This is a genomic window from Mesorhizobium kowhaii, assembly GCF_003253745.1.
Taxonomy (GTDB): Bacteria; Pseudomonadota; Alphaproteobacteria; order Rhizobiales; family Rhizobiaceae; genus Mesorhizobium; species Mesorhizobium kowhaii.
Window position 1 is genome coordinate 283,200 of sequence record NZ_MZXV01000085.1, and the last position, 26,923, is coordinate 310,122.

General features: G+C 63.5%; 30 protein-coding genes and 2 tRNA genes. 20 read left to right on the top strand and 12 right to left on the bottom strand.

What is annotated here, in order from left to right; translation table 11 throughout:
* Positions 1 to 35: 35 nt before the first annotated feature.
* The gene (locus tag B5V02_RS39445) at positions 36 to 515 is read right to left on the bottom strand and encodes an Lrp/AsnC family transcriptional regulator (protein WP_111549286.1); all 480 of its coding nucleotides are present in this window, start codon (positions 513 to 515) and stop codon (positions 36 to 38) included.
* Positions 516 to 619: 104 nt separating this feature from the next.
* On the opposite strand from B5V02_RS39445, the gene B5V02_RS39450 reads away from it, so the two are divergent.
* From B5V02_RS39450 to B5V02_RS39495, 10 genes are all read left to right on the top strand, one after another.
* Entirely contained in the window at positions 620 to 1,828 is a 1,209-nt protein-coding gene (locus tag B5V02_RS39450; protein ID WP_111549287.1) for a diaminopropionate ammonia-lyase, read from the top strand.
* Positions 1,825 to 3,051, top strand: a complete 1,227-nt coding sequence (locus tag B5V02_RS39455) for a Zn-dependent hydrolase (protein ID WP_111549288.1) — start codon at positions 1,825 to 1,827, stop codon at positions 3,049 to 3,051. Before B5V02_RS39450 ends, B5V02_RS39455 begins: the two co-directional genes overlap by 4 nt.
* 19 nt (positions 3,052 to 3,070) lie before the next feature.
* Entirely contained in the window at positions 3,071 to 4,243 is a 1,173-nt protein-coding gene (locus tag B5V02_RS39460; RefSeq protein WP_111549289.1) for a M20 aminoacylase family protein, read from the top strand.
* A 120-nt stretch (positions 4,244 to 4,363) separates the two neighbouring features.
* Positions 4,364 to 5,161, top strand: a complete 798-nt coding sequence (locus B5V02_RS39465; protein WP_111549402.1) for an agmatinase family protein — start codon at positions 4,364 to 4,366, stop codon at positions 5,159 to 5,161.
* A 402-nt stretch (positions 5,162 to 5,563) separates the two neighbouring features.
* Positions 5,564 to 5,737: a hypothetical protein gene (locus B5V02_RS39470; RefSeq protein WP_111549290.1), complete on the top strand. Its 174-nt coding sequence runs from the start codon at positions 5,564 to 5,566 to the stop codon at positions 5,735 to 5,737.
* 75 nt (positions 5,738 to 5,812) lie between these two features.
* Positions 5,813 to 7,906, top strand: coding sequence for an ATP-dependent helicase (locus tag B5V02_RS39475; protein ID WP_111549291.1), 2,094 nt, complete (start codon positions 5,813 to 5,815; stop codon positions 7,904 to 7,906).
* A gap of 15 nt (positions 7,907 to 7,921) precedes the next feature.
* Positions 7,922 to 8,716, top strand: coding sequence for a 4-hydroxy-tetrahydrodipicolinate reductase (dapB, locus tag B5V02_RS39480; RefSeq protein WP_111549292.1), 795 nt, complete (start codon positions 7,922 to 7,924; stop codon positions 8,714 to 8,716).
* 151 nt (positions 8,717 to 8,867) lie between these two features.
* A complete protein-coding gene (locus B5V02_RS39485; protein ID WP_111549293.1) occupies positions 8,868 to 9,875 on the top strand; it encodes an ABC transporter substrate-binding protein in 1,008 nt (335 codons plus the stop codon).
* A gap of 154 nt (positions 9,876 to 10,029) precedes the next feature.
* On the top strand, positions 10,030 to 10,884 hold the full coding sequence (locus tag B5V02_RS39490; protein WP_111549294.1) for an ABC transporter ATP-binding protein: 855 nt from the start codon (positions 10,030 to 10,032) through the stop codon (positions 10,882 to 10,884).
* Between the two features lie 14 nt (positions 10,885 to 10,898).
* Positions 10,899 to 11,777: an ABC transporter permease gene (locus tag B5V02_RS39495; RefSeq protein ID WP_111549295.1), complete on the top strand. Its 879-nt coding sequence runs from the start codon at positions 10,899 to 10,901 to the stop codon at positions 11,775 to 11,777.
* Between the two features lie 136 nt (positions 11,778 to 11,913).
* On the opposite strand, the gene B5V02_RS39500 is transcribed toward B5V02_RS39495, so the two are convergent.
* On the bottom strand, positions 11,914 to 13,266 hold the full coding sequence (locus tag B5V02_RS39500; RefSeq protein ID WP_111549296.1) for a sensor histidine kinase: 1,353 nt from the start codon (positions 13,264 to 13,266) through the stop codon (positions 11,914 to 11,916).
* A complete protein-coding gene (locus tag B5V02_RS39505; RefSeq protein WP_111549297.1) occupies positions 13,256 to 13,924 on the bottom strand; it encodes a response regulator in 669 nt (222 codons plus the stop codon). The genes B5V02_RS39500 and B5V02_RS39505 overlap by 11 nt, the downstream gene beginning before the upstream one ends.
* Positions 13,925 to 14,456: 532 nt before the next feature.
* Here B5V02_RS39505 and B5V02_RS39510 point away from each other — a divergent pair.
* The 3 genes from B5V02_RS39510 (at position 14,457) to B5V02_RS39520 (ending at position 15,446) form a co-directional block, all read left to right on the top strand.
* Positions 14,457 to 14,690 (top strand): DUF680 domain-containing protein, encoded by a 234-nt coding sequence (locus tag B5V02_RS39510; protein ID WP_111549298.1) that lies wholly within the window; start codon positions 14,457 to 14,459, stop codon positions 14,688 to 14,690.
* Between the two features lie 62 nt (positions 14,691 to 14,752).
* A complete protein-coding gene (locus tag B5V02_RS39515) occupies positions 14,753 to 14,980 on the top strand; it encodes a DUF680 domain-containing protein (protein ID WP_111549299.1) in 228 nt (75 codons plus the stop codon).
* A gap of 226 nt (positions 14,981 to 15,206) precedes the next feature.
* Positions 15,207 to 15,446: a DUF680 domain-containing protein gene (locus B5V02_RS39520; RefSeq protein WP_111549300.1), complete on the top strand. Its 240-nt coding sequence runs from the start codon at positions 15,207 to 15,209 to the stop codon at positions 15,444 to 15,446.
* Positions 15,447 to 15,497: 51 nt separating this feature from the next.
* On the opposite strand, the gene B5V02_RS39525 is transcribed toward B5V02_RS39520, so the two are convergent.
* Genes B5V02_RS39525 through purM form a run of 4 tightly spaced genes read right to left on the bottom strand, consistent with a single transcriptional unit; the run spans position 15,498 to position 18,180 of the window.
* Positions 15,498 to 16,007 carry a SixA phosphatase family protein gene (locus B5V02_RS39525; RefSeq protein WP_111549301.1) on the bottom strand — a complete coding sequence of 170 codons (510 nt, stop codon included), beginning with the start codon at positions 16,005 to 16,007 and terminating at the stop codon, positions 15,498 to 15,500.
* A complete protein-coding gene (locus B5V02_RS39530) occupies positions 16,007 to 16,348 on the bottom strand; it encodes a hypothetical protein (protein ID WP_111549302.1) in 342 nt (113 codons plus the stop codon). Before B5V02_RS39530 ends, B5V02_RS39525 begins: the two co-directional genes overlap by 1 nt.
* A gap of 12 nt (positions 16,349 to 16,360) precedes the next feature.
* Positions 16,361 to 17,074, bottom strand: coding sequence for a phosphoribosylglycinamide formyltransferase (purN, locus tag B5V02_RS39535; protein ID WP_111549303.1), 714 nt, complete (start codon positions 17,072 to 17,074; stop codon positions 16,361 to 16,363).
* Positions 17,071 to 18,180 (bottom strand): phosphoribosylformylglycinamidine cyclo-ligase, encoded by a 1,110-nt coding sequence (gene purM / locus B5V02_RS39540; RefSeq protein ID WP_111549304.1) that lies wholly within the window; start codon positions 18,178 to 18,180, stop codon positions 17,071 to 17,073. The genes purN and purM overlap by 4 nt, the downstream gene beginning before the upstream one ends.
* Before the next feature lie 271 nt (positions 18,181 to 18,451).
* On the opposite strand from purM, the gene B5V02_RS39545 reads away from it, so the two are divergent.
* The 4 genes from B5V02_RS39545 to hdaA all read left to right on the top strand — a co-directional run bounded on the left by B5V02_RS39545 (position 18,452) and on the right by hdaA (position 22,044).
* The gene (locus B5V02_RS39545) at positions 18,452 to 19,441 is read left to right on the top strand and encodes a methyltransferase (protein ID WP_111549305.1); all 990 of its coding nucleotides are present in this window, start codon (positions 18,452 to 18,454) and stop codon (positions 19,439 to 19,441) included.
* Positions 19,442 to 19,576: 135 nt separating this feature from the next.
* Positions 19,577 to 20,134: a CDP-alcohol phosphatidyltransferase family protein gene (locus B5V02_RS39550; RefSeq protein WP_111549306.1), complete on the top strand. Its 558-nt coding sequence runs from the start codon at positions 19,577 to 19,579 to the stop codon at positions 20,132 to 20,134.
* Positions 20,106 to 21,293, top strand: coding sequence for an AI-2E family transporter (locus B5V02_RS39555; RefSeq protein ID WP_111549307.1), 1,188 nt, complete (start codon positions 20,106 to 20,108; stop codon positions 21,291 to 21,293). The genes B5V02_RS39550 and B5V02_RS39555 overlap by 29 nt, the downstream gene beginning before the upstream one ends.
* Positions 21,294 to 21,339: 46 nt before the next feature.
* On the top strand, positions 21,340 to 22,044 hold the full coding sequence (hdaA, locus tag B5V02_RS39560) for a DnaA regulatory inactivator HdaA (protein WP_111549308.1): 705 nt from the start codon (positions 21,340 to 21,342) through the stop codon (positions 22,042 to 22,044).
* Positions 22,045 to 22,104: 60 nt separating this feature from the next.
* On the opposite strand, the gene B5V02_RS39565 is transcribed toward hdaA, so the two are convergent.
* The 4 genes from B5V02_RS39565 to B5V02_RS39580 all read right to left on the bottom strand — a co-directional run bounded on the left by B5V02_RS39565 (position 22,105) and on the right by B5V02_RS39580 (position 25,265).
* The gene (locus B5V02_RS39565) at positions 22,105 to 23,073 is read right to left on the bottom strand and encodes a quinone oxidoreductase family protein (RefSeq protein ID WP_245446396.1); all 969 of its coding nucleotides are present in this window, start codon (positions 23,071 to 23,073) and stop codon (positions 22,105 to 22,107) included.
* Between the two features lie 103 nt (positions 23,074 to 23,176).
* A complete protein-coding gene (locus B5V02_RS39570) occupies positions 23,177 to 23,671 on the bottom strand; it encodes a hypothetical protein (protein WP_245446397.1) in 495 nt (164 codons plus the stop codon).
* A 31-nt stretch (positions 23,672 to 23,702) separates the two neighbouring features.
* Positions 23,703 to 24,248, bottom strand: a complete 546-nt coding sequence (locus B5V02_RS39575; protein WP_245446398.1) for a TetR/AcrR family transcriptional regulator — start codon at positions 24,246 to 24,248, stop codon at positions 23,703 to 23,705.
* 114 nt (positions 24,249 to 24,362) lie between these two features.
* Positions 24,363 to 25,265, bottom strand: a complete 903-nt coding sequence (locus B5V02_RS39580) for a LysR family transcriptional regulator (protein ID WP_111549311.1) — start codon at positions 25,263 to 25,265, stop codon at positions 24,363 to 24,365.
* Between the two features lie 129 nt (positions 25,266 to 25,394).
* Here B5V02_RS39580 and B5V02_RS39585 point away from each other — a divergent pair, with 129 nt between their 5' ends.
* On the top strand, positions 25,395 to 26,261 hold the full coding sequence (locus tag B5V02_RS39585; protein ID WP_111549312.1) for an NmrA family NAD(P)-binding protein: 867 nt from the start codon (positions 25,395 to 25,397) through the stop codon (positions 26,259 to 26,261).
* A 21-nt stretch (positions 26,262 to 26,282) separates the two neighbouring features.
* Here the strand turns inward: B5V02_RS39585 and B5V02_RS39590 are convergent.
* Positions 26,283 to 26,359: transfer RNA gene (locus tag B5V02_RS39590), tRNA-Pro, on the bottom strand.
* Between the two features lie 123 nt (positions 26,360 to 26,482).
* Here B5V02_RS39590 and B5V02_RS39595 point away from each other — a divergent pair.
* Entirely contained in the window at positions 26,483 to 26,788 is a 306-nt protein-coding gene (locus B5V02_RS39595; RefSeq protein ID WP_109662967.1) for an ETC complex I subunit, read from the top strand.
* Between the two features lie 46 nt (positions 26,789 to 26,834).
* A tRNA-Arg gene (locus B5V02_RS39600) sits at positions 26,835 to 26,911 on the top strand.
* Positions 26,912 to 26,923 lie beyond the last annotated feature (12 nt).

Here is a 26,923-nt window from a genome sequence, read left to right on the forward strand (position 1 = left end):
TGGCGGGCAGGCGAGGGCCTGCCTGCCAGCAATTCTCATCCGGGCAAGGGCACCGTCAGCCCGACCTTGACGCGGTCCATGGCGACGAAAGTGCGGAACTTCCGCACATTGTTGCTGTCGAAGAACAGTTTTCGCGTCAGCGCCTCATAGGCGCCCATGTCGGCCACGGTGATGACCAGGATGAAATCGGCCTCGCCGGTGACGTAGTAGCATTGCTGCACTTCCGGCGCGGCCGAGAATTGCCGCTTGGCCGCGTCGATGAGTTCGGTGCGCTCGCTCTCGAGCTCCACCTCGACGAAGATGGTGATGGGATGGCCGACCGCCGCCGGCTCGACCACGGCGACATTGCCGGCAATGACACCGGTCTGTTCCATGCGCTTGATGCGGCGCTGCACCGCCGGCGCCGACAGGTTGACGGCTTCGCCGATCAGCCGCTGCGGCGTCGTGTTGTCCCGCTGCAGGATGGCAAGGATGGCGAGATCGAAACTGTCGAGTGAGGGTGGCGATGCCGGCAATGGAGAGATCCTGACGAAACAAACTTGCATTTCGGGGGTCATATTACAGCGCTCTTTGCGCCGGTCCTGCAATATGTTCTCGCTGAACGCCAAGGAGGCCGCCAGTGTTCCTGCCCAATCGCAATGCCTTGCACCGCCAGCCGCTCGACCCGGCCGATGCTGAAACCCTGGGGGTTGCCGGGGCCGACACCGTCGAGCGTTTCCTTGCCCATCGCGACAATCACCGGCAGACGCCGTTGCATGCTCTGCCGGTGCTCGCTGCCGAACTCGGCCTCGGTGCATTGCATATCAAGGATGAAGGGTTTCGCCTCGGCCTCGGCAGCTTCAAGGCGCTTGGCGGCGCCTATGCTGTCTTCCGTCTGGTGCTGGAAGAGGCAAGCCGGTCGCTTGGTCGACCCGTCGATGTGGCCGATCTTAATCAGCCGGATGTTCGGTCGGTTGCCGCGACGATGACGGTTGCCTGCGCCACCGACGGCAATCATGGCCGCTCGGTCGCGCAAGGTGCGCAACTCGTCGGTGCGCGTGCGGCGATCTTCGTCCACGCCGGCGTCAGCGAGGAGCGTATCGCCGCCATCGCTCGCTATGGCGCCGAGATGATCCGCGTAGACGGCAACTATGACGACTCGGTCAGGCAAGCCGCTCGAGCTTCGGATGAGAAAGGCTGGACCGTGGTCTCCGACACCTCGTGGCCGGGCTATGAGCGCATTCCCGGCCTTGTGATGCAGGGCTACACGGCGATCGTGCGCGAAGCGCTGCACCAACTCGGCGAACCGCCAACCCATGTCTTCGTCCAGGCCGGTGTCGGCGGCATTGCCGCCGCGGTCGCCGGCCATCTCGCCATCGTGCTCGGCGATGCCAAGCCGACCTTTATCGTGGTCGAGCCCGCGCGTGCCGCTTGCGTTTTTGCAGCCGCCCAGGCCGGGCGCGTGGTGAAGGTTGCGCATGGCCAGCCGACCGTGATGGCGATGCTGGAATGCTACGAAGCCTCTCCGGTCGCCTGGCGAGTGCTGGCGCGCGCCGCCGATGCCTTCATGACGGTGGATGAGGACGAAGCCATCGCGGTGATGCGGCAGCTGGCGCGGCCTGCCGCCGGCGATCCGGTGATCGTCGCCGGCGAAAGCGGCGGCGTCGGCCTTGCCGGGCTGATCCGGGCGGTGGCAGGCCACCAGGCCGACCTTGGACTTGGCGGCAAATCCCGGGTTCTGGTGATCAACACCGAAGGTGCCACCGACCCGCATCGCTATGCCGAACTGGTTGGCATGAGCCCGGCCGATGTGTTGGCCGGCAAGATGCTTGCAGGAGCAAATTTGTGATCGCGGTCGACGCGCGGCGCCTGCTTGGCCGTATCCGCGAACTCGGCGCCGTTGGTCGGGACAGTGAGGGCAGGTTAATCCGATTGGCCGCCTCCGACACCGATAGGCAGGGCCGCGACCTCCTCGTTGGCTGGCTGAGGCAGGCTGGGCTCGATATCGCAATCGACCGGGTCGGCAACATTTTCGGCATCTGGCAAAGCCCGGACGATGCCGGGCAGGCGCCGCTGCTCGTCGGCTCGCATATCGACACGGTCATCGATGCCGGCATCTATGACGGCTGCTACGGCGTGCTTGCCGGGCTGGAGGTGATCGAGACGCTCAAGGCATCAGGCTTTTCGCCATCGCGCCCGGTCGCGGTCGCCGCCTTCACCAACGAGGAAGGCGTGCGCTATACGCCCGACATGATGGGCTCGCTGGTCCATGCCGGCGGCATCTGCGTCGATACGGTGCTGGCGGCACTCGGCACCGACGGCAGCGTGCTCGGGCAGGAGCTTGCTCGCATCGGCTATGCCGGTGACACGGAACCCGGCTTCCTCAAGCCGCACGCCTATCTCGAACTGCATATCGAGCAGGGGCCGGTGCTGGAGCGCGAAGGCGTGCCGATCGGCGCGGTGGAGAATCTGCAAGGCATCTCCTGGCAACGCATCACCATCGACGGCGTCGCCAACCATGCCGGCACCACGCCAATGTCGATGCGCAGCGACGCCGGCCATGCCGCCGCGCGGGTCATTACTCACCTGCACGACCGGGCCAAGGGTTCGAACACGCCTATGGTGGCCACCGTCGGCACGATGCGTTTCGAGCCGAATGCCATCAACGTCATTCCCTCCCAAGCCGTCTTCACCGTCGATCTGCGCGATCCCGACGAGCAGCGCCTGCAGGCGGAGGAGGCCGCGCTTGCTGCCTATCTCGATCAGCTTGCCGCCGCCGAAGGCGTGACGATCTCGGTCGAGCGGCTGGCCCGCTTCGAGCCGGTGATCTTCGACATCCGCATTGTCGAACGGATCGAGGCCGCCGCGAAAAACCGCGGTCTCGGCGTCAAACGCATGACGTCCGGCGCCGGCCACGATGCACAGATGATGGCGCGCATCACGCCGGCTGCGATGATCTTCGTGCCGAGCGCCGGCGGCATCAGCCACAATCCGCGCGAGCACACTGAGGATGCCGAGCTTGTTGCCGGCGCCAACATCCTGCTTGATGTGGTCACAGACCTTGCAAAGTAGGTCAGGAGGGGCAGAAGGAATGTCCGAATTTGATCGTGACGCGCTGAAGCAGGAGATGATTTTCTGGCGGCGCGATTTGCACGCACATCCGGAGTTCGGCTTCGAGGAAAGGCGCACCGCGGCCTTCGTCGCCGCCAAGCTGCGCGAATTCGGCCTCGATGATGTCACCGAGGGCGTCGGCGGCACCGGCGTCGTCGGCACGCTGAAGCGTGGCAGCGGCAACCGTGCGATCGCGCTCAGGGCCGACATGGATGCGTTGCGCATCACCGAGCAATCCGCTGCGCCCTACCGATCCGGCAATCCCGGCATCATGCATGCCTGCGGCCATGACGGCCACACCACCATGCTGCTCGGTGCGGCAAAGCTGCTGGCCGAAGAGGGTGGTTTCGACGGCACCGTGCGCTTCGTCTTTCAGCCGGCCGAGGAATGGGGCAAGGGCGCGCTGGCCATGCTCGACGATGGCCTGATGCAGCGCTTTCCCTTCGACGAGATCTTCGGCCTGCACAACATGCCCGACCTCCCCATCGGGCATTTCGAGACCCGCGCTGGCCCCATCATGTCGGCCGAGGACAATTTCGAGATCGTGCTGAAAGGGCTCGGCGGCCATGCCGCGCGGCCGCATTCGGGGAACGAAACTCTGGTCGCCGCCTGCGCGCTGGTCACCAACCTGCAGACCATCGTGTCGCGCCGGCTGAGCCCTGCCGACATATCGGTGGTTTCGGTGACCGAGCTGATCACCGACGGCACCCGCAACGCACTGCCCGGCCTTGCCCGCATTCTCGGCGATGCGCGCAGCTTCCGCCCCGAGGTCAGCGCCGAGATCGAGCGGCAGATGCGCATCATCGCCGAGGGCACCGCCACCGCCTACAATGTCAGCGCCGAGGTCAATTACACACGCGAGTTCGTGCCGCTGCGCAATGACGCCGAACTGGTGGACCAGGCCTTTGCCGCCGCCAGAAACGTCTTCGAGCCCGGCAACATCGCCACCGCCCGCGAGCCGATGACCGCCTCGGAGGATTTCGCCCGCTTCCTCGACCATGTGCCGGGCTGTTTCGTCTTCCTCGGCAATGGCGAGACGTCGGCGCCGCTGCACAATTCGAGCTACGACTTCAACGATGACGGGCTGCTGTTCGGCACGAATTTCCATGTCGCCGTGGTCAGGCAAAGACTGGGCGGCGAAGCGGGAAGATGATTGCGTTTTGATTGCCAGGCCGCCGCTGGTCCAAACACCATCGCTATCGACAGCCAGCTCCCGAGGTTATTGAACTCCCCCAGTTTCTATTGAACTCCCGTCGACGGAGATCGGATGCTGATGACCAGGATTTCGCTGCTGGGAATTCCCCACGACGACAACTCGTCTTTCTTCAAAGGCCCGGCGCAAGCGCCTGCCCATATCCGCCCCGAATTGTTCTCCGATGCTTACAGCATGTGGAGCGAAACCGGTTTCGATCTGACCGACAGGCTTGTCGATCATGGCGACATCCGCTTCGACGTCGCCACCGATCCTTGGGACCTGATCGAAAGCGAGGTTGGGCGAGTGCTGGAGCCGGGCGATCCGCTGATTTGCCTCGGCGGCGACCATGCCATTTCCTGGCCGATACTGCGCGCGGTGCGCCGCCGACACCCCAGCCTGACCATTTTGCACATCGATGCGCACCCCGATATGTACGATGCCTATCAGGGCAATCCGCGCTCCCACACCTCGCCCTTCGCCCGCATCATGGAAGAGCGGCTTGCCGACCGCCTCATCCAGGTCGGCCTGCGGACCGTCAACGATCATCATCGCGACCAGTTCAAGCGGTTCGGTGTCGAGGTGATCGAGGCGGCGCGGTTTGGCGATGATCTGCAGCTCGATCTCAAGACGCCGGTCTATATTTCGATGGACCTCGACGGGCTCGATCCGGCCTTTGCGCCAGGTGTCTCGCACCGCGAGCCCGGCGGTCTGACCACTCGTCAGGTTATCAACCTGATTCAGTCGGTCAACCAGCCGATCGTGGCCGCTGATATCGTTGAATTAAACCCGCCTCGCGACATCGCCAATCTGACCGCCATCGTGGCGGCAAAACTCCTCAAGGAGATTGCCGGGATGATGGTCAAGACACGCGCGTGACGGGCCGGCGACCAGCAGTTCGTGTGGATCGGTACGCTTTTAACGAAGACAATCGCCCGATGACGCCGGGGAAAGACTCAGCTAACCTCTGGTGTGCGGCGGACCTTTTATCCGCTTGGCCGGCGCTTCATTCCTCCTCCCAAGCGGCGCCGGCCTTCTTCTCCAAAAGTTCTCTTTGCTGACGATCTGAGCGCCAGAGGCGGCGCGAGGCGGGCACGAACTTCGCAATGCGAAGTTCCACTCCAGCGTCTCGATGAACGCGTCACCGAAATACCGGAGAAATGGGCGCATCAGCGGAAGCTGTCGCCTGCCCTCGATCTTTACCGCGCGGTCAAGCCGGTCGACAGGGGGAACCAAATGCCGTTTCCTCGGTTGGTCCTGCTCCAATGGAGTATTGCAACCATGTTCCGTCTGCTTGTCGCCAGCGCTTTGGCCTATGTCACCTATCGTATCACCAGGAAGATGGTCGAAGACGTGCCCGACACTGTCGACCCGCTGCTGGTGCCGCCGTCGCGATATGATCGTGAAGCCTTGCGCCGGCAGTCAGTGGCGATGGGGATCGACCCGCAGCGCTAGGGTGATCCTTCACACGCGCCAATACATCCCTCGCATCGACGTTGCGAACAAAGCAGAAACGATGCTTGATGGGCGATGAACCTCGCCACCTCTGATTCGACCTTTATGGAAGCGACCGTCCAGCCTGCCTATCTCGCCCGGCTGAACGACGCCCAGCGTGTCGCCGTCGAGCATGGCGACGGCAAGATCGCCGGGCCGCTGCTGGTTATTGCTGGCGCCGGTTCGGGCAAGACCAACACGCTGGCGCACCGCGTCGCCCATCTGATCGTCAAGGGGGCCGATCCGCGCCGCATCCTGCTGATGACTTTTTCGCGCCGCGCCGCGTCCGAAATGGCCAGGCGCGTCGAGCGCATCGCCGGCGAAGTGCTCGGCCGCGACGCCGCGGTGATCACCGATGCGCTGACCTGGGCCGGCACCTTTCACGGCATCGGTGCCCGGCTGCTGCGCGACTATGCGTTGGAGATCGGCCTTGACCCGGCCTTCACCATCCACGACCGCGAGGATTCCGCCGACCTGATGAATCTGGTCCGGCATGAGCTGGGGTTCTCGAAGACAGAGGCGCGCTTTCCCACCAAGGGCACCTGCCTTGCCATCTATTCGCGTGCCGTCAACGCGCAGGCGCCGCTGGGCGAAGTGCTGGGGTCTGCCTTTCCCTGGTGCGCCGGCTGGGCGGAGCAGCTGAAGCAGTTGTTCGCCGGTTACGTCGAGGCCAAGCAGGCGCAGAACGTCCTCGATTACGACGACCTGCTGCTTTACTGGGCGCAGATGGCGGCCGAGCCCGAAATAGCGGCCCATCTCGGTGGGCGTTTCGACCATGTCCTGGTCGACGAATACCAGGACACCAATCGGCTGCAGGCCTCGATCCTCATGGCGTTGAAACCCGACGGCGCCGGGCTGACCGTGGTTGGTGACGATGCGCAGTCGATCTATTCGTTCCGTGCCGCCGAGGTGCGCAATATCCTCGACTTCCCAAAACAGTTCGCGCAGGCCGCCGACGTGGTGATGCTGGAGCGCAATTACCGCTCGACCGAGACCATTCTGGCCGCCGCCAATGCGGTGATCGGCGAGGCCTCGGAGCGCTTCACCAAAAACCTGTGGTCGGAGCGCAAATCAACCGACAAGCCAAGACTGGTGAGCGTGCGCGATGAGGTCGAGCAGGCCAATTTCGTCTGCGATACCATTCTGGCCGAACGCGAGGCCGGCACGGCGCTGAAATCCCAGGCGGTGCTGTTTCGCGCCTCGCACCACAGCGGTCCGCTGGAGATCGAGCTGACCCGGCGCAACATTCCTTTCGTCAAGTTTGGTGGCCTGAAGTTCCTCGATGCCGCCCACGTCAAGGATGTGCTGGCGGTGCTGCGCTTTGCCGAAAATCCGCGCGACCGCGTCGCCGGTTTCCGCGTGCTGCAGCTCATGCCGGGCATTGGCCCCTCGGCCGCCACACAGATCGTCGAGACGATGACCACTGCGCTGGATGAGGCCATGGGCCTTGCCGGCTGGCGCCCGCCGCAACGCGCGGCCGATGACTGGCCGGGCTTCGTCGCGCTCTATTCCGGTCTGCGGGCGGCCGCCAAATGGCCGGCCGACCTCGAACAGGTCAGGCTCTGGTACGAGCCGCACCTGGAGCGCATCCACGAGGACGCGATCACGCGCCGGGCCGACCTTTTGCAGCTCGAGCAGATCGGCTCGGGCTATGCCTCGCGCGAACGCTTCCTGACCGAGCTGACGCTCGACCCGCCGGACGCCACCAGCGACCAGGCCGGACCGCCGCACCGTGACGAGGATTATCTGATCCTGTCGACCATCCATTCGGCGAAGGGCCAGGAATGGAAGAATGTCTTCGTGCTCAACACGGTCGACGGCTGCATTCCGGCCGATCTGGGTGTCGGCACCAAGGAGGACATCGAGGAGGAGCGCCGGCTGCTCTACGTGGCGATGACTAGGGCCAAGGACAATCTCAACTTGGTCATGCCGCAGCGCTTCTTTCCGCAAGGCCAGGCGGCGCGCGGCGACCGTCACCTCTATGCCTCGCGCACCCGCTTCATCCCGGCTTCGATCCTTGCTGCCTTCCAGCAGGTCTCGTGGCCGACCGCGCAAGCGGGACAGGGCAGGGCACCTCGGCCGGAGGTGCGCCTCGACATTGGCGCGCGCATGCGCGGCATGTGGAAATAGCCGCGGGATAGCGCCATGCCCCAACCACCGGTCAGGATCGCCATCGCGGGTGCGCTGGGCCGCATGGGCCGCCAGATGGCGGACGCCGTGCAGGCCGATGCGCGACTGGCGCTCGCCGCCCGCTTCCATCGGCCGGGCATTTCCGGCGAAGGTCTGGTGAGCCGCGACGCGGCGCTTGCCATGGCCGATGTGGTGATCGACTTCACCACGCCGGCCGCCTCGGCTGATCTGGCAAGGTTTTGCGCCGACCGTGGCGGACCAGCCCTGGTCATTGGATCGACAGGCTTCGATGCCGCCGAGTTGGCGACCATCGCCGATGCCGCGAAAACCATCGCCATCGTCCGCTCCGGCAGCTTTTCGCTTGGGCTCAACATGCTGGTCGGATTGGTCGAGCAGGCGGCGCGAGCGCTAGATCCCGGAGACTGGGATGTCGAGATCGTCGAGGCGCATCATCGCCACAAGATCGATGCGCCGTCTAGCACTGCATTGATGCTGGGACAAGCCGCGGCCAGCGGACGCGGCATCGAGCTGGGTACGGTCGCAAGGCGCGTTCGCGACGGCGTCACCGGTGCGCGGCCGGCCGGCGAGATCGGCTTTGCGGTGATGCGTGGTGGCAGCATCGTCGGCGAGCACAGCGTCAGCTTCTGTGCCGAGGGTGAGATAGTGACCTTGTCGCATTCGGCCGGCGACCGCATCATGTTCGCCCGTGGCGCCATCGCCGCCGCACTCTGGGTGGCGGGGCGCCAACCTGGCGAATATGACATGCGCGACGTGTTGGGATTGAGCGCCCCGGCACGGCATTGCGGCTAATCCCTTTCGTCCGGCGGCTGAAAGCCAGCTGAAAGCTTGGGCGTGCCATGACAGGGTCGCGGTGTCACCGCATGACCGGTCCTTGAGCGGCCGGCGAGGAGGAGAATGCGGCGCAGCTTCACGGGTGCGTCGCCCAAGTGGAGGAAGTTTCGTGACCGGTTTCATCTCGAAGTGCGCCTTGCGCGCGCTAACCCTTGCCGTCGTCGCCACGGGCGCGACCGCGGCATCGGCGGCGGACAAGATCACCATCATCGTCGGCGGCATGGAAAAGCAGATTTATCTGCCGGCCGTGCTCACCCAGCAGCTCGGCTACTTCAAGGACCAGGGGCTCGATGTCGAACTGGTCAATTCGCGCGCCGGTGTCGAGGCCGAAAATGAATTGCTGGCAGGCGCCGTGCAGGGCGTCGTCGGCTTTTACGACCATACCGTCGACCTGCAGTCGAAGGGCAAGTACATCCAGTCGATCGTCCAGTTCAGCCAGGCGCCGGGCGAGGTCGAGCTGGTCTCCGCCAAGCACCCCGAGATCAAGTCGCCGGCCGACTTCAAGGGCGCCACGCTTGGCGTCACTGGCCTCGGCTCCTCGACCGATTTCCTGACCCAGTACCTTGCCGTGCGCAACGGCCTGAAACCCGGCGACTACACACTGCTGCCGGTCGGCGCCGGCAACACCTTCATCGCCGCCATCAAGCAGGACCAGATCCAGGCCGGCATGACCACCGAACCGACCATTGCCAAGTTGCTGAAGACCGGCGAGGCCAGCGTCCTGGTCGACATGCGTACCCCTGAAAAGACCAAGGAAGCGCTGGGTGGCCCTTATCCGGCGGCCTCCTTCTACGTCCAGTCGAGCTGGCTCGAAAGCCACAAGGAAGACGCACAAAAACTTGCCAATGCCTTCGTGATGACGATGAAGTTCATCGCCAGCCATTCGGCCGAAGAGATCGCCGACAAGATGCCGAAAGACTATTACGCCGGCAACAGGGACCTCTACGTGCAGGGGCTGGCCGGCGGCAAGGCGATGTTCACGCCCGACGGCCGCATGCCGGCCGATGGCCCGCCGACCGTGCTCAAGGTTCTCTCGACATTTTCCAAGAGCCTGCAGGGCAAGCAGATCGACCTGTCGAAGACCTACACGACGGAATTCGTCGACGCCGCCAAATAACAGCACGCTGACGGGTCCCGTATCGCCCGCTAGAGAACAAGGGCTTGCGCCGTTTGCTTGACTCAAATCGGCAGCAGCGCAGCCGTTCCCGAACACTTGAGAGACCCGTGGCAATGTTGCGGGCTCCCTTGCCTCAACGCATCAGGAGTGTGCCATGCAACTGCAATCCATGGCGGCCGAGAAGCTGTCTCAGGCCGCACTGCCAGCCGATGCGGCGATCGCCATCGACGACGTGACATTGCGCTTCGTCACGCCGGACGGCCACATGATGACGGCGATCCGCGATTTCACCATGACGGTGGCGCGCGGCGAATTCGCCTGCGTCGTCGGGCCGACCGGCTGCGGCAAGTCGACGACGCTCAATCTCGTCACCGGCCTGCTGCGGCCAACGACCGGCGATGTCCGTGTCATGGGCAACCCGGTCACCGACATCAGCCGCGACATCGGTTTCGTCTTCCAGGCCGATGCGCTGTTTCCGTGGCGCAGCGTTATCGACAATGTCGCCGCCGGCCCGCTCTATCGCGGCACGCCCAAGGCGCAGGCCTATGAGCGGGCGCGCGACTGGATCGCCCGTGTCGGCCTCGGCCGCTTCGAAAAGCACTATCCGCACCAGCTTTCGGGCGGCATGCGCAAGCGCGTCGCGCTCGCCCAGACCTTCATCAACCAGCCCAAGATCCTGCTGATGGACGAGCCGTTCAGCGCGCTCGACATGCAGACGCGCACCGCCATGCAGGACGAGCTGCTGGGTCTGTGGTCGGAACAGAAATCCTCTGTCGTCTTCGTCACCCACGACCTCGAGGAGGCGGTGGCGCTGGCCGACAAGGTCTATGTGCTGACGGCGGGGCCGGGAACGGTCAAGAGCGTCTACCGCATCGACCTGCCGCGCCCGCGCGTCATGGCCGACATCCGCTACGATCCGAAATTCGTCGAGATCGCCAAGGTGATCTGGAACGATCTGCGCGAGGAAGTGCAGCTCGGCCAGAGCCGCACCTTGCAGACCGGCCATTGAGAGGAGACGCCGCCATGACCGCAATCTCTCCCACAACCTCCCAGGCCGCCGTCCGCGATGCCTCCATAGCCGTTGCCGAAGGCCGGGCGAGGGCACGGCTGCGCCGCCGCCATGCGCTGGTCATCGGTCTGCGACTGCTCATCCTTGTCGTCTCTCTCGGCCTTTGGGAACTCGGCGCCGACTACAACATCATCGATCCGTTCTTCTTCGCCAGCCCGTCCGGCATCTGGCAGCAGATCTGGGTGTGGATCACCGAGGGCACGTCGCAAGGTCCGCTCTGGGTGCAGATCTACGTCACGCTGGAGGAAACCTTTCTTGGCTTCGTCATTGGCGCCGTGGGCGGTATTGCCGCCGGCATCATCCTCGGCCGCAACCGGCTGCTCGCCGATGTCTTTTCGATCTACATCAAGATCGCCAATTCGGTGCCGCGCGTTGTGCTCGGCTCGGTGTTCATCATCGCGCTTGGCCTCGGCATGGCCTCCAAGGTGGCGCTGGCCGTGGTGATGGTGTTTTTCGTCGTCTTCGCCAACGCCTTCCAGGGCGTGCGCGAGGCCGACAGGGCGATGATCGCCAACGCCCAGATCCTTGGCGCCTCGCCGTTCCAGATCACCCGCACCGTCATCATCCCTTCGGCGATGAGCTGGATCCTGGCCAGCCTGCATGTCAGCTTCGGCTTTGCCCTGGTCGGCGCGGTCGTCGGCGAATTCCTCGGCGCCAAGCAAGGCATGGGCCTGCTGATCTCGACCGCGCAGGGCGCCTTCAATGCCAATGGCGTCTTCGCCGCAATGATCATCCTGGCGGTTATGGCGCTGGTGGTGGAGTTCATCATCACCCGCTTCGAGAACTATGTCGTCAAATGGCGGCCGGCGCCGTTCAACGAGCAGGGGACGTGATCCACTTCTGATCCTAGCACGCTGCGATTAATGCATGTCGCGCAAAAGTGGCCCCGGTTTTGCGAGAACGACATGCATAGAGACAAAGACCTAAACCTAAAGCGCGTTGCGTGAATCCGCTCAAACGCGACGCGCTTTAGGCCAAAGGCAGCCTGACCTCAACCACCAGACCGCCGGTCGCGCCATCCCCAAGGGTGACGCGGCCGCCGGCATTTTCGACGACCTCGCGCACGATGGCCAGGCCAAGCCCGCTGCCTTCCTCGGTCGAACCGGCAATGCGGTAGAAGCGTTCGAACACGTGGTCTCGCTCGTCCGCCGGAATGCCAGGCCCGTCATCGGCGACCGTCAACACGGCCTCGCCATCGACGGCTGCCAGCTTCACCGTGACGCTGCCGCCGGCCAAGGAGTAGCGTAGCGCGTTGTCGACAAGGTTGACGATCATCTCGCGCAGCATGGTGCCGTCGCCAATGACCGGCACGGGTCCAGCCTCCTCGAGGCCGAGATCGATGTTACGCCCTATCGCCGTCGGCGCCTGCGTTTCCAGCACGTGGCGGGCGGCTTCGGTCAGGTCGACGCGGTCGGCGCGTGGCCGCCGGCTACCCGGCTCGGCCCGCGACAGGGTCAGGAGCTGTTCGGCCAGCCGTGCCAGCTTGCCGGAGCTTGCCTGCAGCGCCACCAGGGCTTCCTGGCGCGCCTCGGTAGCGCTTTCGCGAAGCGCGTAGCTCGCCTGTGTCGACAGCAACGCCAACGGTGTGCGCAACTGATGTGCCGCATTGGCGATGAAGCGGCGCTGCGCCGCCATCTGCGCCCGCACCCGCTCCATATAGGCGTTCAGCGCATCGATCAGCGGCCGGATCTCGCTTTGCGCGCCTGGAACTTCCACGGGATCGAGGTCGCTGCGGCTTGGCGACCGCACGGCGTCGCGCAGCCTGATCAGCGGCGCCAGGCCGCGACGCAGGCCGAGCAGCACGAAGATGCCGGCAATGGCGACCAGCGCCAGTTGCTGGGCAAAGGCGTTGAACCACAAATCCCGCACCATCGCATCGTGTCCGGCCAGCGTGACACCGACGGTGACGGATATAGGCGAATCAGCCCCAGCGCCGACCACCGCATGACTGAATGTCAGCAGCCGCAGCGCGTGGTCGCGATAGACCGCTTCCATGCCGGGATGGCTCGGATCCTCGGGCAGGTCGGGGTAGCCGGTCAGCAGCCGCCCGCCTGCCGTCTCGACACGATAGTAGACGCTGTCGCGATCGCCGGTATCGAACATCTCGATCGCCGCCGGCGGCACCGTGGCATCGAGCACGCCGTCCACTATGGCGACCTGTTCGGCGATAGCGCGTGCCGAACCGAGCAGCATCCGGTCCGTGACCAGATCGGCGGTCGCCAGTGCACTTCGATGGCTGGTCCACAGATTGATGGTGGCGAGCCCGGCGAGCGGCAACACCACCCAGGCCAGCAACTGCAAACGGAGGCTGCTATTCCTCATGACGCAAGAGATAGCCGAGGCCACGCAAAGTGGCGATCTGGACGCGCGACCCTTCAAGCTTCTTGCGCACGCGGTGCACATAGATCTCGATGGCGCTGGGGTCGGCATCGGTCTCGAAATCGTATATCGCCGCCGACAGTGCCGCCTTGCTCACCGTGCGTCCGGCCTTGACCATCAGTTGTTCGAGCACCGCATGCTCGCGCGGTGTCAGCGCCAGCGTTTCACCGGCCAGCGAAAACAGCCGCGTGTTGGTGTCGAAGACGAGATCGCCGCAAGCAACGACAGGCGCGGTGCGGTCATTGGCACGGCGCAGCTGCACGCGGATGCGCGCCTCCAGTTCCTCGATCTGGAAGGGCTTGGCCAGATAGTCGTCGGCGCCTTCATTGAGGCCTTTGACCCGGCCGTCGAGACTGGCATTGGCGGTCAGCACGATCACCGGCACCCGGTTGCCGCGCGCCCGCAGCATGCGCAGCACTTCCAGGCCGCCCATGCGAGGCAATGCCAGGTCGAGGATGACAAGCGCGTGGCCGCCGGCGGCCAGCGCGTGCTCGACATCCTCGCCGTCATGGACGACGTCGACGACATAGTTCGCCTGACGCAGGGTCTTGCCCAGCCAGTCGGCCAGTTCGCGATTGTCTTCGACGAGCAGCAGCCGCATTTCTATCGCTGTCCTGGGAAGCAGGTCACCCGGAATTCCATCTGTTGTTCGACCGGCACAGCGAGGTCACGCCCGATTGATGATCGTGCACAAGCGATAATATCGATCGATCGGCAAGGCAAATGCTCGGACCGACGGACACCGTCAACCGCCGCCTCCATCTGCGACAGGTTGGAATCCGCAAAAACAGAGCCGGGTTGTCATTCCAGCGGACGCAAGCGCCGACTATCAATCGAACCAGTCGGTTCAATTTATCTTGACGGACCGTGATGAGATGGTGAACGCGGGTTCAGCGAACGACCGTACAGTTTGCCGAGTGCATCTGATAACCGTCTGATATTGATAAAGAAAATTTTGACCGCTTCAGCTGCTGGCCCCGTTTCAAGGTCTGGATTCGGAGCGCGATGGAACATCTTCGTGATTGGAAGTCGGCGAACGAAAAACCCATTTCGGTGTGGTCCGAGCGACGCGAAATTCCTCCCAAGGGCACGCCACTAGACGGACTGAACGAAGAACTACTGGAGTAAAGAAAATGACCAAGATCGCTCTTACCGCCGCCGCCATCCTCGTTGCTACGGGCACTGCTTTTGCCGGCAGCGACCACTATGGTTCCGACAATGTCAACCAGCCGGCCGTGGCCGTGCCCGCTGGTAAAATCGACCACAGCTTCACGGCTTCGATCCGCAAGCCGGTCGAGTACCACGGCTTCAAGCTGACGCCCGATTCGGACCAGCCGGAATCCGGCCAGGGCATCTGGGGCCGGTAAGCCGGCGTCTGTCCGAACCATCCCAAACCAGAACCATCAATCCTCAATCAGGAGTATTTGAAATGACCAAGATCGCACTCACCGCCGCCGCCATCCTCGTTGCCACGGGCACCGCCTTTGCCGGCAGCGACAACTATGGCTCCAGCAATGTCAACCAGCCGGTTGCCGGCCATTCGGTCTCCAACATCGACACCACGCACACTGGCTCGATCTTCAAGTCCGAAAAGGCGCAGGCTGACGCCAATGCCAACGTGCCGGCTCCGTCTGGCCAGGGCATCTGGGGCCGCTAATCTACGACGCAGGTCTTGATTACAAAGAGCGGTGGGCTTGGCCCGCCGCTCTTGTTTTTTGTGCACAAGGATAGCCACCAGCTGCCGCGTACACTGGGCGAGCCGATCTTCGCAGTCGGCAAAAAAATTCAGTGTCCAGGAATAAAGCCTAACTGACTGGGGTCTTGTCCTTAGCGGAACCGTCCTCCCAAGACGCCGCCTAACGGAAGAACCAGGAGACTTGAAAATGAACAGGATTACTCTCGCCGCCGCCGCCATCCTCGTTGCCACGGGCAGCGCTTTCGCCGGCAGCGACCACTATGGCTCCAACAATGCCGACCAGACGGTTGCCCCGGTTGCCAGCGTCGATCATGCCATCACTGGCGCGGTCAGCAACACGGATATGGCTGGGTACAAGGTTGCCGATCCCAAGACGAAAGCCACCACCGACTTGCCCGAATCCGGTCAGGGCATCTGGGGCAACTGATGTCTCGAGCAGGGTGCACGGCAGGTTGCCTGTCACACCTGTCCTGCACCCCTAACCTAGATCCCTCGGCCCCAGACAATGCGTCAGCCGGGCCGAGGACAGGCCGGACCAGTCGCCCTCGAAGACGAAGCGTGCAAGGGCTGCGGTCGGGAATTTTTCCTCGATCCTCTTGCGCGCCTTGGCCTCCGAGCCTGATCCGGCAAGCTGTTTGGCCAGATCTTCCAGACCCGGATTGTGGCCGACCACCAGCAAGCTGCCGCTCGAAGCGTCGGCCTGATGGATCTGATTCAGAATATCCGTTGCCGAAGCATCATAGAGCGCCTCTGCGAACGCGACCCGGGGATGCGCAGGCAACTCCGCCGCCACCAGTCGCCAGGTATCGCGGGTTCGCAGCGCCGGCGACACCAGGACCAGATCCGGCAGCCAGTCGCGCGTCGCAAGCTCGCGCCCCATCAACTTGGCGGCCTTCAACCCGCGCCCGGCGAGCGGCCGGTCGAAATCATCGAGGTCAGGGTCGTCCCAACTCGATTTGGCGTGGCGAAGCAAGAGAAGCTGTTTCATCAATTTGATCCCGACCAGGGAATATCGGCATGAAAATCTCTGCCATATCCACCGCCGTGCTTTGTGCCGGCTTCGATATCGAAAGCCGCTGCCGACTGGCCGTAGATGAATAGGCCGACACGCCGTTCACCCTTGTCCCATTTAACAGTGATGTCCGCTTCGGTGATTGGCCAGGCTCCAGATCGAATGTGTATTGTGCCGATGATTGGCCCGACCGTTTTGCTCTGCATTTCGCAGAGGTAAAAATATGCTGTGGCGTTTTGCTGGTCTCCAGCCTCGTCATATTCGAAGACCCCGGCAAGGTCGCCTTTGGTCCGGACCGCCCTATCGAAGAGGTCCATTGACCCAATCTCTCAAGGCGTGATGCGCGCCAAATGCTCGAGGTCGGCTTCCTCGCGCAGCGGGTCGGGTGCCATCACCACCGAGGTGCCGTTGTCGGCATCGTCGGCAAAGTGGGCAAGCACGGTGCGGCCGGCCTCCATGCGCGCCTTGCCTTCGGCGACCAGCCCCAGCGCCAGCGGATAGAGCCGGTGCTCGGCCTTCAGCACACGGGCAGCCAGCGCATCCGCATTGTCGCCGACCATCACCGGCACGGCCGCCTGCGCGATGATCGGGCCATCGTCCATCTCGGACGTGACGAAATGCACCGTGCAGCCATGGATGCGCATGCCGGCGGCCAGCGCGCGTGCATGGGTGTCGAGCCCTTTGAACGCCGGCAGCAGGGCAGGGTGGATGTTGATCATGCGGCCCTGCCATTTCTGGACGAAGCCGGGCGTGAGGATGCGCATATAGCCGGCGAGCGCCACGATCTCGGCTTGGAATGCCGTAAGCGCTGCGTCGATCGCCGCGTCATGCGCCTGCTTGCTGCCATGGTCGGCGCGGGAGATGACCTGTGTGGCGATGCCGCGCGCCTTGGCCACACCGAGGCCGGCAGCGTCGGCCTTGTCGGAAATGACGCCGACGATCTCGGCCGGGAAGGCCGGGTCGCTGGCCGCCGCGATCAGTGCGGTCATGTTGGAGCCGCGTCCCGAAATCAGGACAACGGTGCGTTTCCTCTGCGCGCTCATAGGCCGATCGAGCCCCGGTAGATGACGCCGGCGTTGCGGCGCGGCACGATGCGGCCGATCGGCGTCACCGTCTCGCCGGCTTCCTGCAGCACGGCGGCTACCTGCGCCGCCTGGCCGGAAGCGACCACCAAAATCATGCCGATGCCGCAATTGAAGGTGCGCATCATCTCTTCCGGCGCCACACCACCGGTCTTCGCCAGCCACGAGAACACCGCTGGGACGTCGATCGCCTCGAGGTCGAGCTCGGCCGAAAAATCCTTGGGCAGCACGCGCGGAATGTTTTCAGGAAAGCCGCCGCCGGTGATGTGGGCCAGCGCCTTGATGCCATGCGTGCCGCGTATAGCCTTGAGGATCGACTTGACATAGATGCGGGTCGGCTCGAGCAGCGCCTCGGCCAACGTCGCCTCGTCGTTGAACGGCGCCGGATCGCTCCAGGCGAGGCCGCTGACGGCGACGATGCGGCGCACCAGCGAAAATCCGTTCGAATGCAGGCCCGAGGAGGCGAGCCCAAGCAGCACGTCGCCCTCGACGATGTCGTCGGTAGGCAGAAGTTGCCCGCGTTCGGCCGCGCCCACCGCAAAGCCGGCGAGGTCGTAGTCGTTGCCGTGATACATGCCGGGCATTTCCGCCGTCTCGCCGCCGATCAGCGCGCAGCCGGCCTGCTGGCAGCCCTTGGCAATGCCGCCGACGATCGCGGCACCCTGGTCGGGATCGAGCTTGCCGGTGGCGAAATAGTCGAGGAAGAACAGCGGTTCCGCACCTTGCACGACGATGTCGTTGACGCACATGGCGACGAGATCGATGCCGATCGTGTCGTGCTTGCCGGCATCGATGGCGATCTTCAGCTTGGTGCCGACGCCGTCATTGGCAGCCACCAGCACCGGATCGGTGAAGCCGGCCGCCTTGAGGTCGAACAGGCCACCAAAGCCGCCGATCTCGCCATCGGCGCCCGGCCTGCGTGTGGCGCGCACCAGCGGCTTGATCTTCTCGACCATCAGATTGCCGGCATCGATATCGACGCCGGCTTCGGCATAGGTGAGCCCGTTCTTGCGCTTGCCCGTTTTGGGCTGGCCCGTTCTGGGCTGGCTTGTGTCGCGCTTGCTCATCGCAATTTTCCTGCTCATTTGCGGGCTCTTCGCATGAACGGCTTCGCCCCGCAAGGATGACGGTGGGATGCCGAAGTTTTGCCCCCGATAAAAAGCGTGGAGAGCGGGTTTTTCGGCGGCGGTAGCGCCCCTTGTGTGAAATCCCCCCGTCCTTGCTTTTTATCGGGGGCAAAACCCCGTACCTCCGTCTGCGCCTTCACCCCTTTTGCATCCTTGTGTCTGGCTGTTGTTGGTGCTCTGTTGCTTCGCATCAGGCGTCCGGGGACAGGCCATGCTCAATCCGTCGCAACAGATCATGAGGCTAGGCTTTGGATTCGCCGTGTCACAGGCGTTGCGCGTAATTATCGAACTCGGCATCCCCGATCTCCTGGCTGTCAGCGAGCAGTCAGTGGATGAACTAGCGGCTGCCACTCAGTCGGATGCTGACGCGCTTTATCGTGTAATGCGACTTCTCGCGCCGGAAGGCGTCTTTAGGGAAGTACTGCCCCGTCATTTCGAATTGACGGAGGTTGGTGCCGTGCTGCGCTCCGATCAGCCGGGTCCCCGTGACTTCGTCCGCATGATCAACAGTGAGGCCTATCTTGCCTTCGAGCAGCTCCTGCATTCTGTCCGCACCGGAAAGCCAGCCTTCGATAAGGTGTTCGGGAGCCCAAGGTTTGACTGGCTGTCGGAACACCCGGAGCAGGCTGCCTTGTTTCAGCGTGCCATGGTCGCCTTGAGCCAAGGCAGTAACGAGGCCGTTGCCGAAGCTTGTGACTTCAGGCCGTTCACAAGGATCGTCGACGTTGGCGGCGGACATGGTCAGCTTCTCTCGGCGATCCTGGCCCGCAACCCCCATTTGAGCGGCGTGCTTTTCGATCTGCCTTCGGGCGTCGCGGCAGCACGCCAGGGTACCGGAGGCGACCTGCCGCGCACCGAATTTATCGCAGGTGATTTCTTTGAAAGCGTTCCCACCGGTGACGTCTACGTCATCAAGAAGGTCGTTCACGATTGGGACGATGGGCGTGCCGCGGAGATCCTGCGAAATTGCCGCAAGGCAATGTTGCCGAACGGAAAGGTGCTTGTGGCCGAGACCCTCGTGCCGCCAGGTGACGAACCGAACCAGATCAAGGGTATCGACGTGGTCATGCTCGCCGTCACTGGCGGCCTGGAGAGGACGCAGGTCCAATATGCAAGCTTGTTCGACGCCGCTGGGCTACGCCTTGATCGAGTGATTCAGACCCGAGGACCCATTTCCATCCTCGAGGCGTCTGCAGCCTAACCAGAGAATATCTCAATGTGAGCCTAGGTCGCGGTGCCTCGCTGTCCAGCTACCTTTGCTATGTGTGGCGCTTCTCCCTTGCACCCACCCTCCGTCTCCATCATCTATCAGCCAGCAAACCCGACAGGCACGCATTTGACCATCCCCAATCTGATCACCATCCTGCGCCTTGTTCTGGTGCCAGCGGTGGTGCTGGCGATGCTGCAGGCGCGCTGGGACTGGGCCTTTGCCGGGTTCCTCATTGCCGGCATTTCCGATGGCGTCGACGGCTTCATCGCTCGCCGTTTCAACCAGCAGTCCGAGCTCGGCGCCTATCTCGACCCGATGGCCGACAAGCTGCTGCTGGTTTCGGTCTTCGTCGTCATGGGCTTCATCGGGCAATTGCCGCTGTGGCTGGTCGTCACCATGGTGTCGCGCGACGCGCTGATCGTTTGCGCGGTTGTGTTGTCGTCCGTCATGGCCCATCCGGTCGAGATGAAGCCGCTTTTCGTGTCGAAGGCCAACACCGCCATCCAGATCGTGCTGGCGGCGGTTGTGCTGGGCGAACTTGCCCTTGCTGTTCACCTCGACCCGCTGCGGCCAGCCCTCATATTGCTGTCCGGGGTCTTGACCGTGGCTTCGGCCGCGGCCTATCTCGTGGCTTGGCTGAGGCATATGAGCGGCTATGGCGAAGGCTCCAATCCGGACATCTGAGAGAGAAGCGGCGGTGATCGAGGCTGCGGCTGCCGATCTTGCCGCGTCCTCCGCTTTCCGCCGGCAGATTTTCTTCTGGCTGGCCGGCGCGGCCGTGCTCGCGCTTTTCCTCTATGTCTTCAGTGCCATCCTGTTACCCTTCGTTGCCGGCATGGTGCTTGCCTATTTCCTCGATCCGGTCGCCGACCGGCTGGAGCGGCTCGGCCTGTCACGCGTCATGGCGACGGTGGTCATCCTCATCACCTTCCTCATCGTACTGGTGCTGGCCTTCGTCATCCTCATTCCGGTGCTGGCGACGCAGATGGCTGATTTCGCCGGCAAATTGCCGGAATACCTGACCCGGCTGCAAAGCCTGATCACGTCGTTTGATCCGAAATGGCTGGAACAGAAATTCGGCGTCAACGCCAATGGCTTGCGCGACGGGCTGAATTCGCTGCTGACCTCCGGGTTCGGCCTGATCACCACGGTCTTCACTTCGATTTGGAGTTCGGGCGTGGCGCTGGTCTCGGTGGTCAGCCTGTTCGTGGTGACGCCAGTGGTTGCCTTCTACATGCTGCTCGATTGGGACCGCATGGTGGCGGTCATCGACAGCTGGGTGCCGCGCGACAATGTCGCGACGGTGCGCGCCATCGCCAAGGACATCAACACCGCAACGGCCGGCTTCGTGCGCGGCCAGGGCACGCTGTGCCTGGTGCTGGGCGCGATATATGCGACCGGGCTGACGCTGACCGGGCTGAATTTCGGCATCCTCATCGGTCTGTTCGCCGGGCTGATCTCCTTCATCCCCTATGTCGGCTCGCTCACCGGACTGGTGCTGGCCGTCGGCGTCGCCTTCGTCCAGTTCTGGCCGGACTGGACGATGATCGTGGCCGTCGCCGTCGTGTTCTTCATCGGCCAGTTCATCGAAGGCAACATCCTGCAGCCACGGCTGGTCGGCAAGAGCGTCGGCCTGCACCCGGTATGGCTGATGTTCTCGCTGTTTGCCTTCGGCGCGCTGTTCGGCTTCGTCGGCCTGCTGATTGCAGTGCCAGCTTCGGCGGCAGTTGCCGTGCTGGTGCGGTTTGCCATAGCTCGTTATCTCGAATCGCCGCTCTACAAGGGTCACGGCAGCACTGCGCCGGAGCTCCCGACCGATCGGCGCAAGGCCATCAAGCCATGATCCGGCCGGTGACCAGGTGTCTTGCCGGGCCGTACGGCTGAGCCGCATGAGCGACCAGAAAACCGACCCGCCGCGCCAATTGCCGCTGGATCTCGGCCACGGCACCGGCTATTCGCGCGACGAGCTCGTTGTCTCCGGCACCAACGCCCAAGCGGTGGCTTTGGTCGACCGCTGGCCGGACTGGCCTTCGCCGGTGGTGGTGCTGGCCGGTCCCGCCGGTTCGGGCAAGACACATCTGGCCTCCATTTGGCGCGCGCGCGCCAACGCGGTGGCGGTCGACGCCAGGCGTATCGGTGACAGCATCGCCAATCTCGGCACCCGGCCGGCACTGATCGACGATGTCGATACCGGGGCGGTCGACGAGCAAGGCCTGTTCCATCTGATCAATGCGGTGCGTGGTGCAGGCTCGACGCTGCTCCTGACCGCACGCCGCTTTCCATCGGCCTGGGGTGTTGTGCTGCCCGATCTCGCCTCGCGGCTGAAGGCGGCGGCGACAGTCGAGATCCATGAGCCCGACGATCTCCTGCTCGCCGGCGTCATCACCAAGCTGTTCGCCGACCGTCAGGTCGAGGTCGAGCCGCATGTCGTGCAGTATCTGGTCCGCCGCATCGAGCGCTCGCTGGCGACCGCGATGCGCATCGTCGAGCGGCTGGACCGCACCGCGCTCGAGCGTAAGACGCCGATCACGCGCACCCTGGCGGCCGAAACCGTCAGCGCCATGGACGAGGGGCAGGGCGAGTTCGAGATCTAGGCTGTAGGTTGTTTCGGCCCATTGCTCCGAGATGGCCGACTTTAGACCGTGCACTTCAGCTCAGATCGTCAGAATGACCCGGCCGAGCGGACGCTCTTCGATGAGATACCGCAAAGCCTCGGCCGCGTCCTCGAGCGGGAAAGTCTTGGCGACGATCGGTTTGACCTGAGCTGATGCCAGCAGGTCCGCGATGACTGACCACGCGGCGTTGCGGGCAGCGGCACTCTCGCTCAGCAGCGAAAAGCCCTTGATGCTTGCAACCTTCCAAATCAGGTCGGTGACATTGATCGTGCTTTCGCGGCCGGCCGAGTAGCCAAGCGTGATCAACGACCCGCCGCGCGCCAGCGCCGGCAACGCATCGCTCAGTATCTTGCCGCCGATGCCGTCGATGACGACGTCGGCGCCGTAGCCATCGGTGATGCGGTTGACACCGTCTGCCAGACCCTCGGTCGTCAGATCGATAACCTCGGAAAAGCCAAGCGCCTTTGCCTCTTCGGCCTTGGCATGGCTGGTGGTGGACGAGATGCTGTGTCTGGCGCCGAGCGCTCGCGCCAGCTGTGTCGCTGCATTGCCGACCGAACCGCCGATTGCCGGCGCAAGCACCACCTTGCCGGTCGCGAAGCCGGCGTTCATCAGCGCGAGATAGGCCGTGAGATAGGCGACCGGCAGGCCGGCAGCGGCAACGTCATCGATGGTCTCGGGAACAGGCAGCAGCAATTCCTTGGGCACCTCGACATATTCGCTGTAGGTACCATCCTCGAAGACGCCGAACGGCCCGAGGAACGCCACCCGCGTGCCATCGGGGAAGTCTGGGTCGCCGCCTTCGATGATGCCGGCGCCTTCATTGCCAAGTACCAGCGGCGCCTTCGACAGCGGGAAATGGCCGCTGAGGATAGTATGGTCGAGTGGTGTGACGCCGGCGGCAACCATCCGCACCAGCAGCCGCCCTTCGGACACATCTGGTTTGGGAATGTCGACAAGCCTCAGGTCGGAGTAGCCGCCAAAGCCTTCTGCTCTCATTGCACGCATGACTGTTTTCCTTCTTGTGCATGGCACAGCCGCAGGATCGCGGTCAGCCGCCATTGATCGTCGGCAAGGCCGACGGCTCTACTGATTGTGTGGGGGAGGCCGCTCAGGCTTTCGGATCGGTCACCTTCTGCAAAGCGTCGGCCTGCGGTCCGGTCAAATAGAGGTCACCAAAGCCGTTTCCAACCTGTTCCCACATCAGGCGGGAAAACAGCAGCGCGGCATCGAGCGGGCGGTGGTTGACCAGGATCGAGTCCGCTTCGCCTTGTGCGTTCATATGCACGAGGACTGAGCATTCGATCGGAACGCCACGAATCTCGGCACGATACGATTCCATGAAGAACGCAGCGCCGAAGTCACCACGATAGGTGAAGTCCTGGAAATCGTAGAGCGGCATGGCCTGCTTCAGCAGCGCCAGAATGTTTGCTCTGCCTTCCACCGGTCGTCTCAGCACGGTCGCTTCGAGCGTGGCGTCCTCGGCAAGTTTCGCCAGCCATGGCGGAGGGCCATCTGGCTTGGGAAGAAGGGGGGCTGTGTCATTGAACTTCATGGTTTTGATCCCGACTGAGTGGGGTAAGCGTCGATCAATATGACCGGTCATCTTAAAGCAGTCGCAAAAAAAAGGATACGCCTCAGGTCACCAAGGCGCCGAACGCGACGTCCACGAATGCCGTCAGCGCCACGGCATCCTTGTCCACCTTCGCGCGCATCATCGCGCCTTCCCAGGAGTTGAGCAGAAACATGGCGATGGTCCTGGCTTCCATGTCGCGCCGCACCGTTCCATCGGCTTGCGCCTCCCTGACACAGGATTCGATGGCGCGGCTCCACGCCGCCAGCAGCACCGCCAGCCGCTCCCGAACCGCGCGGCTCTGGTCCGGCATTTCCGCGCTCATATTGCCGATCATGCAGCCGGTCCGGTACCCGGCCTGGCGTGCGACGTCGTTCAGGTGCTGAAAATACCGATTCAGCCTGACGACAGCAGGCGTCTTCTCGTCGCCGAGCGTGCTCAACCCGTTAAGCACCTTCTGCCAATAGCGCTCCAGGGCCTCGACGGCGAGCGTCTCCTTGCTGTCGAAATGATTGTAGAACGACCCCTTCGGCACTTGCGCCGCTTCGGTGATGTCCTGCACGCTGGTGCCGTTGAAGCCCTTCTGGTGCAGGGTTTCCACGGCCGCCACGATGATCTGTTCCTTGGTGCTCCCTCGTGCCATGAGAGCAATATGACCGGTCGTCTTAAAAAGTCAAGGCCGATTTTCAAGGACGGTGAGAGGGTGGTCCAGACCTGTCGGCCTTCAACCCAGATGCGACTGAACAAAGTCGATGAAGGCGCGCACCTTGGCGGGCGGCAGATGGCGCGATGGGTAGAGTGCGTAAAGCGGAAAGCTCTCGCCATGCCAGTCCGGCAGAATTTCCACCAGAGCGCCTTGCCGGATGAGGTGCTGCACGCCGATTGCCTTGATCCTGGCGATGCCGACGCCGTCAAGGCAGGCACCGAGCATCGTGCCAAACTCGGTGACCATGAGGCGGCCCGTGGTCCTGACGTCAATGATCGCGGCGGCGCGTCGAAACCGCCACTCCTCGATTGGCTGACCGGTCAGCGAATCCCGAACCTGGATGCAGGCATGATCGACCAGGTCGGAGGGAACGGCCGGACACCCATGTGCCTTCAGGTAGGCCGGCGCGGCGACCGTCACCGTGCGCGTGTCGATGAGTTTCCTCGCCACCAGGGACGACACTGGCGGTGTTCCGAAGCGGACAGCGATGTCAAATCCTTCGCCCACCAGATCCCCCAGCTGGTCGCGGGCGACCAGCTCCAGCGAGAGGTCGGGATAGAGCGACAAGAATTCACGGATATGCGGCGTGAACAGCTGGCGCGAGAAGAACGCATCGACGTTGACGCGCAGCCGGCCGCGCACCGCGACAGACGTGCCGGAGGTGACGGTTACCGCGTCTTCGATTCCTGTCAGCAGCGGCGCAACCTCGGCGTAAAGCCGGCGGCCCTCGTCGGTCAGCGACACCGCTCGCGTCGTCCGGTCGAGCAGGCGGACGCCAACGCGGGTCTCGAGGCGCGAGACAGCGCGGCTGACGCCCGAGCGCGACAGGCCGAGTGCGTCCGCCGCCCGGGCAAAGCTGCCGCCTTCGGCGATCGCGGCCAGTACGCCGACATTGGAGATCACGCGTCCATCAAACGCCATTTGGTTCTCCGTTGATTTTAGATCATCAATGATATGACTTAATGGCACTCACTGCAACAATGAGTGCCCGGCTAAAGATCCGCCATCCCGCACCGCAAAGGCGTGGCCCCGAAAGAATGGAGACGGATCATGTATACAATCACCGGCATTACCGGCAAAGTTGGTGGCGCCTTGGCGCGTGCTTTGCTTGCAAAGGGTCAGCCTGTCCGCGCTGTTGTGCGCGACGCGGCAAAGGGCCAGCAATGGGCGGCACTCGGTTGTGAGGTCGCGGTCGCCGCCATGGAGGATGCCGTAGCGCTGACCGAAGCCTTCAACGGTGCAACGGCCCTATTTATCCTGCCACCGCCGGTGTTCGATCCCGAGCCCGGCTATCCCGAAGCGCAAGCGGTCATCGACAGCGTCGCGGCGGCGTTGAAAGCCTCAAGACCCGCGCGGGTCGTCTGCCTGTCGACCGTCGGCGCCGATGCGGTTCAGGACAATCTGCTGTCACAGCGCACGATGATGGAGGCCGCGCTGAGCGCGCTCCCGGCGGCACTCACCTTCCTGCGGCCCGCCTGGTTTCTCGACAATGCCGTCTGGGATGTGACATCGGCCCGTGAAACGGGGCTGATCCAAAGTTTCCTGGTGCCGACGGACAGGGCGCTGCCGATGGTTGCCGCCGAGGATGTCGGGCGAGCGGCGGCGGAACTCATCCAGCAGGACTGGACCGGCATACGCATTGTCGAACTGGAAGGCCCGGCCCGCGTATCTCCTGACGACCTTGCCGCAGCTTTCGCCGCTGTACTTGGCAAGCCGGTGCGCGCCATGCCGGTGCCGCGCGAAACCTGGGAAACGCTTTTCCGTTCGCAAGGCATGAAGAACCCGCAACCGCGCCTGCGCATGCTCGATGGCTTCAATGAGGGCTGGATCGCATTCTCCGACGAAACGAAGACGATCAAGGGAATGACAGATGCGACGGCCGTGGTTGCGGCTCTCGTCGCGGGCATAGGCGCCTAGATCTCGTGGAATATGAGAGGATGGTCGGAGTGGAGAGATTCGAACTCCCGACCCTCTGGTCCCAAACCAGATGCGCTACCAGGCTGCGCTACACTCCGAACGGTCTGTTGCCTATTCATTTCGGTGTTGCATGGCAAGTGCAAAAACCTTGCCGCCGTGCGCATTGCGCAGTAATGACGACGAAGGGTGGCGATGCTGCCTTGCACAATAACGAGGTGGCCATGTCCGCGCGCATTTTCAGCCCAGCCAAAACCGCGATGCAGTCCGGTAAGGCCAAGACCGGCCATTGGGTGCTGGAATTCGATCCTGAGATGCGCAAGAAGATTGATCCCCTGATGGGCTACACCACGTCGGGAGACATGAGGAGCCAGATCAGGCTCACCTTCGACACGAGGGAAGAGGCGGTGGCCTACGCCGAAAAGGAAGCGCTCGCCTACCGCGTCGAGGAGCCGAAAGAGACCAAGCGCCGCCAGATTTCCTATGCGGAGAATTTCCGCTATGACCGCAGGACGCCCTGGACGCATTGACCGGCGGCTAGCGCCAAGTATCCAGCCGGCCCAGCGGCCGGCCAGCGGTCCCGTAGCTCAGCTGGATAGAGCACCGGCCTTCTAAGCCGATGGTCACAGGTTCGAATCCTGTCGGGATCGCCAATAATTTCAAGT

Coding starts and splice junctions, on each gene's coding strand:
- B5V02_RS39460 (WP_111549289.1), top strand. CDS start 3,071: ATGTCCGAATTTGATCGTGACGCGCTGAAGCAGGAGATGATTTTCTGG.
- B5V02_RS39465 (WP_111549402.1), top strand. CDS start 4,364: ATGACCAGGATTTCGCTGCTGGGAATTCCCCACGACGACAACTCGTCT.
- B5V02_RS39470 (WP_111549290.1), top strand. CDS start 5,564: ATGTTCCGTCTGCTTGTCGCCAGCGCTTTGGCCTATGTCACCTATCGT.
- B5V02_RS39475 (WP_111549291.1), top strand. CDS start 5,813: ATGAACCTCGCCACCTCTGATTCGACCTTTATGGAAGCGACCGTCCAG.
- dapB (WP_111549292.1), top strand. CDS start 7,922: ATGCCCCAACCACCGGTCAGGATCGCCATCGCGGGTGCGCTGGGCCGC.
- B5V02_RS39490 (WP_111549294.1), top strand. CDS start 10,030: ATGCAACTGCAATCCATGGCGGCCGAGAAGCTGTCTCAGGCCGCACTG.
- B5V02_RS39495 (WP_111549295.1), top strand. CDS start 10,899: ATGACCGCAATCTCTCCCACAACCTCCCAGGCCGCCGTCCGCGATGCC.
- B5V02_RS39500 (WP_111549296.1), bottom strand. CDS start 13,266: ATGAGGAATAGCAGCCTCCGTTTGCAGTTGCTGGCCTGGGTGGTGTTG.
- B5V02_RS39505 (WP_111549297.1), bottom strand. CDS start 13,924: ATGCGGCTGCTGCTCGTCGAAGACAATCGCGAACTGGCCGACTGGCTG.
- B5V02_RS39510 (WP_111549298.1), top strand. CDS start 14,457: ATGACCAAGATCGCTCTTACCGCCGCCGCCATCCTCGTTGCTACGGGC.
- B5V02_RS39515 (WP_111549299.1), top strand. CDS start 14,753: ATGACCAAGATCGCACTCACCGCCGCCGCCATCCTCGTTGCCACGGGC.
- B5V02_RS39520 (WP_111549300.1), top strand. CDS start 15,207: ATGAACAGGATTACTCTCGCCGCCGCCGCCATCCTCGTTGCCACGGGC.
- B5V02_RS39525 (WP_111549301.1), bottom strand. CDS start 16,007: ATGAAACAGCTTCTCTTGCTTCGCCACGCCAAATCGAGTTGGGACGAC.
- B5V02_RS39530 (WP_111549302.1), bottom strand. CDS start 16,348: ATGGACCTCTTCGATAGGGCGGTCCGGACCAAAGGCGACCTTGCCGGG.
- purN (WP_111549303.1), bottom strand. CDS start 17,074: ATGAGCGCGCAGAGGAAACGCACCGTTGTCCTGATTTCGGGACGCGGC.
- purM (WP_111549304.1), bottom strand. CDS start 18,180: ATGAGCAAGCGCGACACAAGCCAGCCCAGAACGGGCCAGCCCAAAACG.
- B5V02_RS39545 (WP_111549305.1), top strand. CDS start 18,452: ATGCTCAATCCGTCGCAACAGATCATGAGGCTAGGCTTTGGATTCGCC.
- B5V02_RS39555 (WP_111549307.1), top strand. CDS start 20,106: ATGGCGAAGGCTCCAATCCGGACATCTGAGAGAGAAGCGGCGGTGATC.
- hdaA (WP_111549308.1), top strand. CDS start 21,340: ATGAGCGACCAGAAAACCGACCCGCCGCGCCAATTGCCGCTGGATCTC.
- B5V02_RS39565 (WP_245446396.1), bottom strand. CDS start 23,073: ATGCGTGCAATGAGAGCAGAAGGCTTTGGCGGCTACTCCGACCTGAGG.
- B5V02_RS39570 (WP_245446397.1), bottom strand. CDS start 23,671: ATGACCGGTCATATTGATCGACGCTTACCCCACTCAGTCGGGATCAAA.
- B5V02_RS39580 (WP_111549311.1), bottom strand. CDS start 25,265: ATGGCGTTTGATGGACGCGTGATCTCCAATGTCGGCGTACTGGCCGCG.
- B5V02_RS39585 (WP_111549312.1), top strand. CDS start 25,395: ATGTATACAATCACCGGCATTACCGGCAAAGTTGGTGGCGCCTTGGCG.
- B5V02_RS39595 (WP_109662967.1), top strand. CDS start 26,483: ATGTCCGCGCGCATTTTCAGCCCAGCCAAAACCGCGATGCAGTCCGGT.